This window comes from Sphingobium phenoxybenzoativorans, from assembly GCF_018286635.1.
In the GTDB taxonomy this organism is placed as follows: Bacteria; Pseudomonadota; Alphaproteobacteria; order Sphingomonadales; family Sphingomonadaceae; genus Sphingobium; species Sphingobium phenoxybenzoativorans.
The window spans coordinates 4,339,249-4,353,576 of record NZ_CP073910.1 but is presented as its reverse complement, the minus strand read 5'-3'; the positions used below and the strand labels follow the sequence as shown (position 1 = coordinate 4,353,576).

Genomic DNA, 14,328 nt, shown 5'->3' with positions numbered 1-14,328 from the left:
GCAGGTCTTAGAATTGGAAGCGGGCTGCTACTCGGAAGACGCGGCCGACCACGTCATATTGGGAGCGGCTGGTCTGGGCGTAGGCGGGGATGTTGTTGCCGTCTGGACCATAAGCAGCCAGCACAGGATCCTTGTTGAGCAAATTGTTGACGATGAACGTCAGCGTGCCCTTGCCTCCATATGCGTTGAACTTGAACCCCAACGATGCGTCGAAATAGGTCGCGCCGTTGATGTGATTATTGTTCAGCGTCCGGTATTGCGTACTCGATGTCGGGCAACCGGTCGTGCATTCGACGAAGTCGTTGCCATAAACACCGTCGCTAAACCCACGCGCCACCAGATTGAAGGTGAACGGATCGGCCTCGTAGAATGCGCTGATGCGATAGACCCAGTTTGGCGAGGAGAAGGTTCCCGCCAGCGATCCACCGTTTACGCCCGCATAGTCGATCGGAAAGCTGATGCCATTGTCGATGACATTCTTGATATAATGCGTGACGATCGAATGAATGGTGAAGGTGCCCGGCAGGCTTTCGGACAGATTGGAAAGCGGAAGGCGATAGCTTGCCTCGATGTCGAAGCCTTCCGCTGTCTGCTTGGAAAAGTTGATCGGGCGCAGGACGATGCTGGTTAGCGTATTCCCGCTGAAGATAACATTGTTGCAGTAGCTGGAAATGCCTTCGGAATAGCACAGATCAACCGTATCTTGAGCGGTCACGTTGCCGATCGCCTTGTCGATCTTGATCGAGTAATAATCGAAGGATGCAGAAAAGCCCGGCAGGAACTGGGGCTTGAACACAGCGCCCAATGTCCAGCTATCCGCCACTTCAGGCCTCAATGCAGGATTGCCGACTTGGTTCTGAACAAACTGCAGCGACCCGGTGGCTGGAGCATTGGCTCCTGTGGGAATGATCACGGTGTTGGTTCGGGCCGTACCGGCCGCGAACAGTTCCTGCAGATTGGGCGCGCGGATGTCATGACTGATGTTGCCGCGCAGGCGAATGTCCGGAATCGGCTCGAATGTCGCGCCGATTTTCCATGTCTGGACCGATCCTGATGTCGAATAATCAGTATAGCGCCCCGCGGCATTGACGTTGAGGCCCTTGATCACCGGCAGATCGACTTCAAGGAAGCCTTCCTTGACCGTATATTCGCCGCGATTGACGAGGAAATTGCCATAGAGCCAGCCAGTATTGAACTGGGGGTCTACCTTTCCGTTGATCTGCTCCTTGCGCCATTCAGCACCGAATGCCACCGCAGCAGCACCGCCTGGCAGGTCGAACACTTCACCGTTTGCGCTGACGGCGGCGACGTCCTGCTTGATCGTCTGGTCACGCTGCGGCTGTGCTGCGCCATAGATGTAAGCGAGGGCCTCAGCCGAAGGCCCCATGGTGCCCAGGCGATTGATGGGAACGCAACCATTGGTGGGATTGGTCAGCGTCGACCGGCAGACAATGCTGCCGCCCGGGCCAAACACTGCATCCTGCGCCAGAGTCATACGGGCGTTGAACCAGGTGTTGGTCAGTTCCTCATGCGCCTTGGTGACGCCATGCTGATAATAGCCATTCCACCCCCATTTGCGGTCGAATAGCTGGAACCGGCCTTCCGCGCCGCCGACAAAACGGTAGACCTCACGCTTGATGTTGCTGCCTGGCACCGGGAAACCGGCATTGCTGGTGCCCATGGTGAAAGACCCCAGCCCGCGCGTGGCCATTTCCGCTGCGATCTGCGGATAATAGGTTGCGAGATAAGCATTGTCCGCCTGGATGGTGACGCCGGTGCTGGGCGTCTGCTGATAGAAGCTGCGGCTGGTCGACCGGTTGTACGAGAATTGGCCAAAGACCGTCACATCTGGCGTGATGTCGAAAGCGGTGCGGTTGAAGAAATTCAACCGCTCATCGTGTGGGATCAAAGAGTTGGTGCCAATGTGGCCCGCCAGCGTAGTTGCTGTGTCGCCACCGACCATCCAGGGGCTGAGCACCGTACCAAAGGTCAACTGTGCCGTTTGGCCGGGACCCTGAAAATAGGTGCCGCGTAGTGGTCCTGCGCCGATCAGGCCGCCAGTTGTGTAACCGGACGGGCCAAAACCCGACCCGACCAGCCTTTGTGGCTGGCCATTAGTGGCGGTATAGGCCGGATTGTTGATCATGAAGAAGCCGATGTCATTCCAGTCGCGGTCGATCGTATCTACACCCTCCTGACGGAAATATTCTGCATTAAAGAGGACATGCAGCCGGCTATCGAGGAGCAGCAGCCCGGCGCTGCCGGTGAACTTGTAGTTATGCCCGTCGCCATAGGTGGAAATGCCTTGATCGGCGCCGATGCGAAGGCCGGTAAAGGTCTTGTCGAGCACGAAGTTGACGACACCGCCGACAGCGTCCGATCCATAGGCGGCAGATGCGCCGCCGGTCACAACCTCAACCCGTTCCACCAGGTCCTGGGGGATGGTGTTAATATCAACAATGCCGCCGACGGTTGAGGCAACCGAGCGCTGCCCGTCTACCAGCACCAGCGTGCGGCCAACGCCCAGTCCGCGCAGACTGATGGAGTTGATGCCGGCGCCTGCGTTGGAAAGGGCGCCGGAATTTGTTCCTGAGGTGCCGCTGCCTGCGATCGATGGAAGCTGATTTACGAAGTCGGAGATGTTGGCGGGCGCCTGAGCCGCGATGTCCGCCTTACTCAAAACCGCTACCGGCGTGGGTGCATTATAACCATCACGGACGATGCGCGTGCCGGTCACGACGATCTCCGCCGCTGGAGCGTCCTGCTGGGGCGCTGCGTCCTGCGGCGCGACAGGCATATCCTGTGCTGCGGCGGGCATGGTCGCCAGCGTAAAAAGCAGAGATCCCGCCGTGGCGAAAAGCTGAGCGCGTAACTTGCTGCGGCGATTATATGCTGTTCCCGGAATTTCCATTGTCGGTCCCCTTTTGTCGTGTCGGGCCGTCAGTTATCCTCCGGGCGAACGACGGGGCGCGCGCCATGCAGGCGCGCAAGCCAGGGGCTGGCTTGAGCAGTATTGTGTGCTTGTCCCCTGGGGCAACCCCGATACGGTCCCGACTTTCCGGGCACCACGATAACCCTGTTGTCCCTGCATCGCTTGCCGGCCTGCATGCCAGACAGCTCACTCAGGAACGCCCCAATGATACACAACAGAGGTCGCAGCTTCCCGTGAAATTTGGCGAACAAGCTGGTAGCTATTGATGGATTCAAGCAATCAAATTCAGAATGATGCAGAAATCCTGCATCGCTTTGGCAATGAAGCCATCTGATTCGAACCAGGGCGCGATCTATTTCAGCCCGTCGAAAAGGACGGGAGGCACCGTGCGTTGCGCGACCGGCCTCATGACAAAGCTGCTTCGTATCTTGGCGACATGGGGCAGGGTAGACAGCTCCTTGCGATAAACCCGGTCATAGTCGTCGAAAGACCGTACATGCACCGTCATCATGAAATCGGTATCGCCAGAGACAAAGCTGCAATAGCTCATCGAGGGGCAGCGGATCACCGCATCCTCAAATTCCGTCAAAACCTGCTCCGTTTGGGACACAAGCTCGATTGACACATGGACTACGATGCCGAAGCCGAGGCGGACGAGATCTGGCTTGGCCGCATATCGGGCCACCATTCCGCGATCTTCCAATATCTTGCGGCGACGTGCGGCGGCCGTGCTGGATAAATGAACTTTCTCGCCCAATGCGACATCCGAGATACGTCCGTCTTCGACAATCTCGCGCAGCAGGCGAAGGTCCGTGCGATCAAGGTCATGAGGATCAATATTCATCAAAAATCACATCCTTCACGCTGAAATTCATCAATATCGGGGCAAAAACCCCCTGATTGTGACAGGATGTCCAACGGATCATATGGTACAATCCCCCATCGGCGAGATCGCTATTTCAACGAAATTGGGGGGACGCATGGGTTTTCCACAACGCGCTTTTTGTGCGGCATCTTGGGCTGTAATCGCTTTTGCCAGCCTTGGCGCAGGCATAGCTCAGGCGGAACCGGTCGATGTGCGGACGTCGAGTGACGGCGTGTTGTTGCCGGTCAAGGCTGACATGGCCGACGGACGGGTCCTGCTTACGTTGCCCCCGGCCGACGCGCAGGGCGTGTCCGGCCGTTTTCTCTACACCGCAGCGATCAAGACTGGCCTTGGCTCTGCGCCCATCCGTATCGATCGAGGGATGCAGGGCGATACCCAGATTCTGGCCTTCCGGCGGTTGGGCAAGAAAATGGCGATCACTTACGAAAATCCGCGTTACCGGGCGATCGGCGACGCGGACATCCAGAAGGGCGCCACCGGCAGTTTTCCGTTCAGCACCATGGCGATGGTCGATATCGTTTCGACGGCTGCCGGTGGAGCGGTGACGATCGACATCGCGCCTTTCCTGACCAGTGACACGATGAAGCTTGCTGATGCATTGAACAGCAACGGCAAGGGGTTCAAGCTGGCGGAGAGCCTGAGCGCGACGGATCCTGGTTCTGTAAAGGTTTTCCCCGACAATATCGAAATGGAGGCTATCCAGACCTTTGTGTCGGACACGCCTGGCGAGGAAGTGGATACGATCGCGCCGGACGGCCGCAGGGTCAGTTTCACGGTTCACCATTCTCTCATCCGTCTCCCGGCGCCGGGCTTCCGGCCCCGGAAGTTTGACATACGTTCCGGCGCGCACGCTACGCAGGCCTATGATTTCACCAGCAAGCTTGGCGATCCCGTGATGGTTCAGTTCGCCAATCATTTCCGTCTGGATAAACTTGACCCGGCTGCTCCCCGCTCTCGTGTGCGGAAGCCGATCGTCTTCTATATCGACAATGCTGCGCCGGAACCGATCCGCACTGCATTGGCGGAGGGCGTCGGTTGGTGGAGTCAGGCTTTCGACGCAGCAGGCTATATAGACGCTTTCCAGGTCAAGATTTTGCCGCCCGGCGTCGATCCGCAGGACGTGCGTTACAATGTCGTCAATTGGACGAACCGGCAGACCCGCAGTTGGTCCTATGGCGGCGGCATAATCGATCCGCGCACTGGCGAGTTCATCAAAGGCAATGTGGTATTGGGGTCGCTGCGGCTACGGCAGGATATCCTCATATTTGAAGCGCTGGCGGGCACTGCGCAGAATGACAGCAATGGCCCCAACGATGCAGTGCGAATCGCGCTTGCGCGGATAAGGCAGCTTGGCGCGCATGAGGTGGGTCATGCGATAGGCTTTTCCCATAACTTTGCCGCAAGCCTGGACGACCGGGCATCGGTAATGGACTATCCTGCGCCCTTGGTGAAAATTGTCGATGGCAAGCTGGACCTTGGAGATGCCTATGCAGTCGGCATTGGCGCATGGGACAAATTCACGGTCGATTGGCTTTATGGTCAGCCTATGCCCGGCGTTGACCCGGACGAGGATGCAGCACGCAAGGCAGCGAAGATTGCGGCATCCGGCGCCCGTTACATGACCGATATCGATGGCCGCGCATCAGACTTGGCGGTGCCAGGGGTGAATATGTGGACGGAAGGCGCAGACCAGCCTGCCGATCTGGCTCACATTCTTCAGGTGCGAAAGATCGCGATCGCCAATTTCGGACCCAATGTTCTGAAGGCGGGCGAGCCTTTGTCGGACCTGCGCCGCAAATTCGTGCCGGTCTGGCTGTTCCATCGCTATGCTGTGGCGGCGATCGGGAAGGTCGTGGGCGGCGTCAACTATCATTATGCCGTTGTCGGAGATGGCACGCCATCGCCGACAACTGTAGCTGCGGCCGACCAGCGTGCGGCGCTCGACGCGCTGATCGGCACCCTGTCGGCAGATGTGTTGACGGTAGGGCCGGACTTGACGCTGGCGCTATCGTCCGGCGTGAATGGCCGGTCTGATCCACAATTCGATACTGAGGTATTTGCCAACGCAGGCGCGTCGGTGTTCGACCCTCTGGTTGCTGCGGATGTGGCGGCGCAGCTTACGCTGGAGAGCCTTCTCGCGCCTTCCCGTCTCAGCCGTGTATATGCTCAATATGCGCGGGACCCTGCACAGCTTGGTCTGAGTGAATTGTTCGACCGGCTGCAGAGCGGCGTAATCGACCGGCATAGTACGGCGGTCGAACGGCGGATTGCGCAGCGCACTATATTGTCGATCGCCAAGGCCAGACGGTCACCTGCAACCTCTGTCGACGTCGCTGTCATTCTCGACGAACGCCTGCGCCGCATTGCCGATCAATTTTCCCGCGCCAAGGGTAAAAGTGAAGATGTGGCATGGCAGCATGGAATTGCCGCCCTCCTCAACAATGAGTCCGCATTGGCGCAGGAAATCAGCAAGGGCAGCCGTCCGGAACCTGTCATTCCCCCTGGCATGCCGATCGGTGGGGAAACGGGCTGGTTCGACGAGAACATCTGAGCGTTTGCTAACGGACCGAACACGCGACCTCCTCTCCGATCGGTGGGGGACGTCAGAGGTTTTCGTCAGCCTGTGGAAGATATTGGGTCGCCGGGAGACCGCATGTCATGCGCTGTTCCGCCAGGTCATTGTCAGGCTGGAGGTTGCCGGCCTGATGCTTGACTTGCCTGTAATAGCGTCGGCGACCATAGTTTCATTCATGGATTTGGATGACCAGTTGCGCCGTTATTTTGGCAGCGCAGACCTTATGGCATTGCCGGTTGCCGCCCTTGAGGCTGGTCTGGACCGCGCCAGGGTGGACTTTGGGTTGGAGAAGGACCCCGCCCGCCGCTTCGCGTTGTGGACTTTCTTATATATGCTTGACGCTGCGCCAGACTTGGATGTCGCCTTCAAAAGCGACGGGGAACGCGACGCTGCTCGGACCTTCATGGATATGGTGGACAAAGCGGGCGAAGGCTGAAATTAGCCGCCTTTTATCGGGCTTGCAGCACCAATCAACGTCGTCCAGGCGCGGCATAGCGAAGGGAGCAAGAAATGAAGACTGTCATATGGGATCAGGCGGCGACCCTGATTGATCTGGATGGGAAGGCGCCGCTCATTTCCACCTTGCGGGAATGTGTGCGGCATTTCGCCGTGATGAAATCGACCGCCCGCGCCGAAGCTCGCGTCCTTCTGACGCAGCCGACATTTCGTGAGGGCCGCAAGACCCGGACCTGGATATTGGAACCGTCCGAAATCGAACAACTCACCCTGCTGCTTCGTGAGGAGGAAGCATCAGCCTAGTCTTGATTATCTAATTGATATGTCTATATATTTGCTATGATTTCTATCGGATAGCTCCGATGTAACAGGAAGCATAAGGCGACAAACGCGCTGCCTCGCGCTAATGCCGTCCTCATGAACCTGTCTCATTTTCGTCTGATTGCCGCCTGGGCGACGGTTGCGATCTTCCTGATCGCCGGTCCGGGCATGGTTGCAAATCCCCATCCGCTGGTGGCGGTATCGCTGTTCGTCTGGTTGCTTGGCGTCGTCCTTTGGGCAGCCTTTGGTGTGGTCCACGAAGCCGAAGAAGTGGCGGAACGCCTCGGCGAACCCTTCGGTACGCTGGTCCTTACGTTGTCCATCGTGATTATAGAGGTCGCTCTGATCGCCGCCGTCATGCTCGGAACCAAGGGTGTGCCGACATTGGGCCGGGACACCATGTTCGCCGTGCTTATGATTGTTCTGAATGGCGTAGTGGGCCTCGGCCTGTTGCTCGGCGGTCTGCGTTTTCACCAGCAAAGCTATAATCTGCAGGGCGCCAGCGCCTATCTGTCAGTGATCATCCCGCTGACAGTGATTGCGCTGGTCCTGCCTAATTTTACGACCTCTACCGGGACGGGAACGCTGTCCCCGGTTCAGGCGGGCTTCTTCTCGCTTTTCACGGTAGGACTTTACGGCATTTTCCTGTGGTTGCAGACTGGCAGACACCAGGGCTTCTTCACCGCCACGGATGACGGAGCCGGTGGCGAAATAGGCTTGCCCTTGCCGCACACCCATCCAGAAGGCGGGTCGACAAGAACCCATGTCATCCTGCTTTTTGCCAATATCTTGCCGATCATCATATTGTCCAAGAGCCTCGCCAAGCTTCTGGATCATGGAATCGCGGCGCTTGGCGCGCCCGCCGCGCTAGGCGGTATCATCATTGCGATGATCGTGTTCACGCCGGAGGGCATATCCGCCCTAAAAGCTGTCGCGGCCAATCAACTGACGCGCGCGATCAACCTGTGCCTGGGCGCGGCGACCTCCACGCTTGGGCTAACGGTTCCAGCCGTCTTGATCATAGGCTTGCTGACGGGGCAGCCGGTCATTCTTGGCCTGTCGGCTGCCAACATGGTGTTGCTGGTCGTGACGTTGATCCTTAACACCCTCACATTTTCAGGCACGCGGACGACCATGCTGGAGGGCGCGGTCCATCTCTCCTTGTTCTTCGTCTTTCTGGTTTTGATATTTAGCCCCTGACAGGTGGTTTAACGGTTCGCGATCAGCAACGATGTCGGCCCGACCCGTATCTGGCGACGGCCGTTAACCCCTCAGCGCATCTGCGGAGACAGCGATTTGCGTTGACGGTGCGGAGATCATAGACATCCGGTTCGGGCTGGTTGGCCGTTCATGATGAGTTTGATGAAAACGAAGCACAAAATTGCGGATGGCGTTCCGTCGTCACTCAAGCGGCTGACGTCGAAAGGTGAGCGGACCCGCACAACCATTCTCGACGCTGCCGAGCGTCAGTTCGCTGCGCGCGGTTATGATGGCGTTTCTCTGCGGCAGATTATGGATGAGGCCGGTGTGCAGATGGGCCAGCTCCAATATTATTTCCCCTCAAAGGAGGAGGTGTTCGTCGGTGTTCTCGATCGCAGGATCGAGGAAGTGATGATCGTCTATGGCCGTTCCGTCGAGGAACTCGAACGGCTTGAGGCGGCGGGGGATGTGACATTGCGTGTCATCATGCGCGCGGTGATGGCCATTTCACGCGCCTGGCTGAGCGAGGATGATATCGGTCGCCATCGTTATCTTCGCGTCCTTGGCCTTTCCACAATGAACTTCAATCAACCTGAATATGTGCGGCGGCACAGCCGGGTTTTTCACCCCCTCAACAATCGCGTTGCCGCAGCAATCGGGCGTCTTTTCCCCGATGTGCCGGAGGCAAGGGTGCTGGATGCCTATCATCTGATAGAGGCCAACCTTCTTTCACTCTACGTCAACATTGATTCCGTTCTTGCCCGTCGCGGCGAATTGCGCACCGGCGAAGCCGTCGAGCGGATGTATGATGAACTTGAGACTTTCCTGGTCGGCGGCGTCGAGCGCCTGCTGCGCGCACCTAGCACATTAGGTAGCTAGCTCTTTCCAAAAAATGGTGCGATTGCACTAAATATGGACAGGCCAAAGGCTTGTTCCAGATGGAAACGGTGCGCCGTCGCCATTGAATCGACCGGTCATCGCGCCGGCAAAATCGGCTTGCCGATATAAAATTGGGAGAAAAAGGATGTTGGGGAAATTCAGGACCCTTCGCGCCATATTGTCGTGCAGCGTGCCGCTCGCTCTGATCGGCATACCGCAGGCGGTTGCGCAAACTGCCGAAGCCGACGATGCCGCTGGCGCTGGACAGATTGAGGATATCGTCGTCACGGCGCAAAAAAGTGCGCAAAACCTGCAGACTGTGCCGATTGCGGTCACAGCCATTAGTGGCGACACGCTCGCTCGTACGCAGGTCACCAACATCCAGGCGCTGGCGAACGCCATACCGAATGTGCAGATCAACAGCTTCTCCAACTCCCCCGATTCCGCCGTTTTCACGATCCGGGGCGTGGGTGTGAACGACGCCGATCCCTATGTTGGCACGACCGTATCGGTGGTGGTTGATGGCGTGCCCGTCGGCGTCAATACCGCGGCCCTGCTATCCCTTTTCGATATCGAGCGCGTGGAAATATTGCGCGGGCCGCAGGGGACGTTGTTTGGCGCGAACACCACGGGCGGCGTCGTCAATGTGATCACCAAGCAACCGACCGGGAAATTCGGCGGAGAGGCGCAGATTGTCTACGGCAACTATAATCGCCTGGATATCAACGCCGCGATGAATTTCCCGATCACCGAAAATCTTGCGGGTAAAGTCAGCGTTCTGCACACGGGTTCGGACGGGTTCTTTCGCGATACCCAGGATAATCGCCGTTTGGGCAAGCGCGATATGACGTCGTTGCGGGGATATCTGAAATATTCCGTGGGCGATTATGACGCGACGTTGATCGCCGGATATGATCGGAGCCGCAACGACTCCCAGACCGGTGTGATGATTGCGGGGCCGGGCGAGCTGTTTTACACGCCAGGCGAAACCGATCAGGGCATCAATTTCAGGCGTGGGCAGAGCCTCGACCAGCCCAATTTCAATAACCGGGACAGCTATAACGGGACGCTCACGCAAAATCTGAAAACCGGCATCGGCGACGTGGTTTCGATCACCAGCTATCGCGAATATAAGAATGATCTCTACAGCGACGATGACGGCGTATCCGCCATATTGCTGCAAACCCATCGCACGTCGAAACAGCACCAATTTTCTCAGGAATTGCGCCTGCATGCCGACCTGACCGACCGGATCAGGATGATCCTGGGCGGCTTCTATTTCAAGCAAGCCTATGACCTGCAGCAGGAAGGCAAGCTTGACGGCTTTGCTCTTGGCCTGGGGCAGCCGCAAACCCAGCATCAGAAGAACTGGTCGATTTCGGGCTTTGCGCAATTCTATGCCGATCTGACCGATACGCTGCGCCTGCAGGCAGGTCTGCGTTACAGCCACGAAAAAACGACCGCTACGTCGACCACGGCGAACACCTTTACCACGGTGCCGGGCGGCTATTCCTCCTTTGATGACCCGTTGATCCCCGGTTCTCTGATTGTGGCCAATGGCAGCAAGGCCTGGGATAATGTGGGTTACAAGGTCGGTGTCGACTGGCAGGCCACATCGGGCACGCTGCTTTATGGCTATTATGCCCGCGGCTTCAAATCAGGCGGCTTTACCGGCCGCATCGCCGTTGCAGAGGATATCGGGCCGTTCAATCCCGAACATCTCGACACATTTGAACTGGGCATAAAGTCCGATCTTCTGGACCGGCATCTGCGCCTGAACCTGGCGGCATTCTATAATAATTACAATAATATGCAGGTCACTCAGAACCTGACTTATCCCAGCGGGGCCAACAGCGCCGCGATCCGCAATGCTGGCGGCGCAAAGACCAAGGGCGCTGAGCTGGAGATTACCGCCCTGCCGGTTGAAGGCGTCACACTGACCGGGTCGCTCGCCTATCTCGATGCCTATTACACCACCTATGATACGTTCGTTCTGGACGGCGCGGGCAACACGGTGCCGGTCAGTTTCGCTGGCAACAGGCTGATGAATGCGCCGAAGTGGAATGCCACCGTCGGCTTTTCAATCCGGCAACCAGTGGGCGGCGGATATGTCACGGCGACCGGCCAGTATAGCTACACCAGCAGCAAATATACGGCCTTCACCGGCAAGCCGGAGGAATTGGTCGCGCCGATCAACTTGGTCAACGCCACGCTCGGCTGGGCGCCCGACGGCGAAGCCTGGTCGGTGGGTCTGTGGTCCCGCAACCTGTTCAATGAAAAATATTATGGTCAGAAACTCAACCTGACCGGAATCGGCACTTTGGCGTCGCTCGGCAATCCCCGCGAGTTCGGCGTCGATTTTAAGGTGCATTGGTGACTGGTCCCGGCCGGAGGAACACCCTCCGGCCGGGCCTTTTTCCATTTGTTCTTACGCTTACCGGAGGAGAAGTTCCGCCATGATCGCTATCCCGCTCGAAGACCGGATAGGTCTGCAGGACCTGATGACCGCCTATTGTTATGCGGTCGACAAGCTGGACGATGTTGCTGGCCTGTTGTCGCTATTCACCCCGGACGCGGTGCTCGACTTTACGGCGATCGGCCTGCCGCTGATGCATGGGCATGGCGAGATCAAGGCGTTCTTTGATCGCGTGTTCGCAGATATGAGCCATCATTCCCACTATATCAGCAACTTCCGGCCTATCCGCTATGACGGCGCAAGCGGGGCGATGACGGCCTATGTGGTGGGCCTTGGCCGGGCCAAGGACGGGAACACTGTTGAGGTGAACGTGCAATATACGTTCGACGCGGTGAAGACCGGCTCTGGGTGGCTGTGCACCCGATATTCGATGTTTGCAATGATGCCGCTGCCCGGATCGCTTGCCGAAATCCACGGCTAGCTTTTCCCTTCTGCAAGGAGGCCCCTGATGGCCACGACAGCCAATACCCGCCCGACCTATCCTACGCATCCCGATGCGGCGCAGCCCGCTCCGCGCGGCGACGCGATTACCGGCGACCGTTACTGGTCGAAGGATTTCGCGGATCGCGAATGGGAGCATTTGTGGAAACGCGTCTGGCATGTCGGCGGCCGGGTTTCTCAACTGGAGGAAGCCGGCGATTTCATCGTCCACAATTTCCGCCATGAATCGGTGCTGATCGTGAAGCAGCAGGATGATAGCATCCGCGCATTCTTCAACGTCTGCATGCACCGCGGGAACCGGCTGGTGAACGTGAGCGAAGGCGCTGTCAGCGGCGCATTCAGTTGCCCCTATCATGGGTGGAAATGGAATATCGACGGCCGGCTGGACTGGGTGCAGGACCCGGAAGATTTTGCGCAGGGCGACCCGTGCGGAAAGCTGCGCCTAAAGGAACTCCGCTGCGAAACATGGGGCGGGTTTATCTTCTGGTCGTTCGATCCCGATGCAGGGCCGCTGCTCGATTTTCTCGATCCTATTCCCACGCTGTTCCAGGGCCGGGACCTGGAAAACTATACGCGGGTCGTCTGGCGCACGTTGCGGGTCAATACCAATTGGAAATTTGCTTCCGACAATTTCAATGAAGCCTATCATATCCCGGTCGTGCACCCCCAGTTCATGCCCATGATCGACGACCATTATTCGACGACGATATTCGAGATGTACCCCAACGGGCACAACCGGATGATCGAGAAGCTGCAGCCTTCGAGCCGCTATCCCGATGCGCAGCAGGTCAAGCCGCTCTGGGCGTCGCTGTTGCAGGAATGGGATATCGATCCGGCAGACTATGAAGGCCGCGCCCAGGAGGGAAGGTTGGCGCTGCAGCGTGCGCGTCGCGCTTTGGGTCCGGCGCGGGGCTTTGAATATTTCGACCAACTGACCGAGGATGAGCTGACGGACCAGATGCATCACACCTGCTTCCCCAACCTCACCCTGACTGCGACACCCGAAGGATTGCACGTATTCCGCACGGAACCCGATGCAGACGATCCGAACTGGTCGACATTCGATTATTGGTATCTGGTGCCCCATGTGAAGGGTGCGCAAGAGGTCGCCACGCTGTACGGCATGCGTCCCTATCGGGAAGCCAGTCAGGAACTGGGCAGTTTCGACGATTATCAGGCAACGATCGCGCAGGGCGACTTTCTGACGCAGGACCTGTCGCTCGCCGAAACGCAACAGCGCGGCCTTCGCTCCATGGCCTTTGGGGACTGCTATCTTGCAGGGCAGGAGGCGCGGGTGCGCCGCTTCCACGAGGTTATCAACGATTATCTGGAGGGGCGGCGCTGACCCGCCCCACTAGCGAAGATCATAAAGAGGATGATGAAGCGTGGGACGCATTGAAGGTAAGGTTGCCGTCATTACCGGCGGCGCGTCTGGACTGGGCGCGGAGGACGCCAGGGTCCTGGCGCGTGAGGGCGCAAAGGTTGTCATCACCGACGTACAGGACGAATTGGGCGCGAAGGTCGCGGCGGAAATTCCCGGCGCGATCTATCTCAACCATGACGTGCGCAGTGAAAGCCGTTGGGCCGAAGTGATAGCGGAGGCGATCAAGGCATTCGGCCGCCTGGATATATTGGTCAACAATGCCGGAATTGTGCGGTTCGGCTCCGTCGAGGATATGTCTTACGCGGACTATAAGTTGCAAGTCGATGTGATGCTGGACGGGACGTTCCTAGGCTGCAAGGCCGCAATTCCGTTCATGACCAAGGGCGGTGGCGGTTCGATCATCAACATGGCTTCGATTGGCGGGATCAAGGGGATCAGCGCCATTCCCGCCTATGCCGGAGCCAAGGGCGGCATCATCGCCATGACCCGCAGCATAGCCGTGCATTGTCAGGAGAAACGCTATCAGATCCGGTGCAATACGATCGCGCCAGGCGGAATAGAGACGCCGATGACGGCGCAGGCAGTCTCTGAACTGGATGAAAACGACCCCGGCCTTGAACAGAACCGCGCTCTCGGCATGGGGAAGCCCGAAGATGTGGCCAATCTGGTCCTGTTCCTGGCCTCGGAAGAATCGCGCCACATCACCGGCACGACGATCACGGTCGACAATGCCGAAACCATCCGGTGACGGGGCGGTAAAGGCGGGGCATGAACGATT

At 58.1% G+C, this 14,328-nt stretch carries 11 protein-coding genes; 9 read left to right on the top strand and 2 right to left on the bottom strand.

The window, feature by feature from the left end:
- Positions 1–7: 7 nt before the first annotated feature.
- On the bottom strand, positions 8–2,818 hold the full coding sequence (locus tag KFK14_RS21670) for a TonB-dependent receptor domain-containing protein (RefSeq protein WP_425516692.1): 2,811 nt from the start codon (positions 2,816–2,818) through the stop codon (positions 8–10).
- A 466-nt stretch (positions 2,819–3,284) separates the two neighbouring features.
- Complete coding sequence (locus KFK14_RS21665) at positions 3,285–3,776, bottom strand: Lrp/AsnC family transcriptional regulator (RefSeq protein ID WP_070155816.1); 492 nt, start codon at positions 3,774–3,776, stop codon at positions 3,285–3,287.
- A 136-nt stretch (positions 3,777–3,912) separates the two neighbouring features.
- Here KFK14_RS21665 and KFK14_RS21660 point away from each other — a divergent pair, with 136 nt between their 5' ends.
- The 9 genes from KFK14_RS21660 (at position 3,913) to KFK14_RS21620 (ending at position 14,298) form a co-directional block, all read left to right on the top strand.
- A complete protein-coding gene (locus KFK14_RS21660; RefSeq protein ID WP_212609073.1) occupies positions 3,913–6,369 on the top strand; it encodes a zinc-dependent metalloprotease in 2,457 nt (818 codons plus the stop codon).
- Positions 6,370–6,568: 199 nt separating this feature from the next.
- Complete coding sequence (locus KFK14_RS21655; RefSeq protein ID WP_212609072.1) at positions 6,569–6,829, top strand: hypothetical protein; 261 nt, start codon at positions 6,569–6,571, stop codon at positions 6,827–6,829.
- Between the two features lie 74 nt (positions 6,830–6,903).
- Positions 6,904–7,152: a hypothetical protein gene (locus KFK14_RS21650; RefSeq protein ID WP_212609071.1), complete on the top strand. Its 249-nt coding sequence runs from the start codon at positions 6,904–6,906 to the stop codon at positions 7,150–7,152.
- A 114-nt stretch (positions 7,153–7,266) separates the two neighbouring features.
- A complete protein-coding gene (locus KFK14_RS21645) occupies positions 7,267–8,370 on the top strand; it encodes a calcium:cation antiporter (protein ID WP_212609070.1) in 1,104 nt (367 codons plus the stop codon).
- 162 nt (positions 8,371–8,532) lie between these two features.
- Entirely contained in the window at positions 8,533–9,249 is a 717-nt protein-coding gene (locus KFK14_RS21640; RefSeq protein ID WP_171905829.1) for a TetR/AcrR family transcriptional regulator, read from the top strand.
- Positions 9,250–9,394: 145 nt separating this feature from the next.
- Positions 9,395–11,626, top strand: a complete 2,232-nt coding sequence (locus KFK14_RS21635) for a TonB-dependent receptor (RefSeq protein ID WP_212609069.1) — start codon at positions 9,395–9,397, stop codon at positions 11,624–11,626.
- 79 nt (positions 11,627–11,705) lie between these two features.
- Positions 11,706–12,146 carry a nuclear transport factor 2 family protein gene (locus KFK14_RS21630; protein ID WP_070155801.1) on the top strand — a complete coding sequence of 147 codons (441 nt, stop codon included), beginning with the start codon at positions 11,706–11,708 and terminating at the stop codon, positions 12,144–12,146.
- 27 nt (positions 12,147–12,173) lie between these two features.
- The gene (locus tag KFK14_RS21625) at positions 12,174–13,511 is read left to right on the top strand and encodes an aromatic ring-hydroxylating oxygenase subunit alpha (RefSeq protein WP_212609068.1); all 1,338 of its coding nucleotides are present in this window, start codon (positions 12,174–12,176) and stop codon (positions 13,509–13,511) included.
- A gap of 40 nt (positions 13,512–13,551) precedes the next feature.
- Positions 13,552–14,298, top strand: a complete 747-nt coding sequence (locus KFK14_RS21620; RefSeq protein WP_212609067.1) for an SDR family oxidoreductase — start codon at positions 13,552–13,554, stop codon at positions 14,296–14,298.
- Positions 14,299–14,328: the final 30 nt, after the last annotated feature.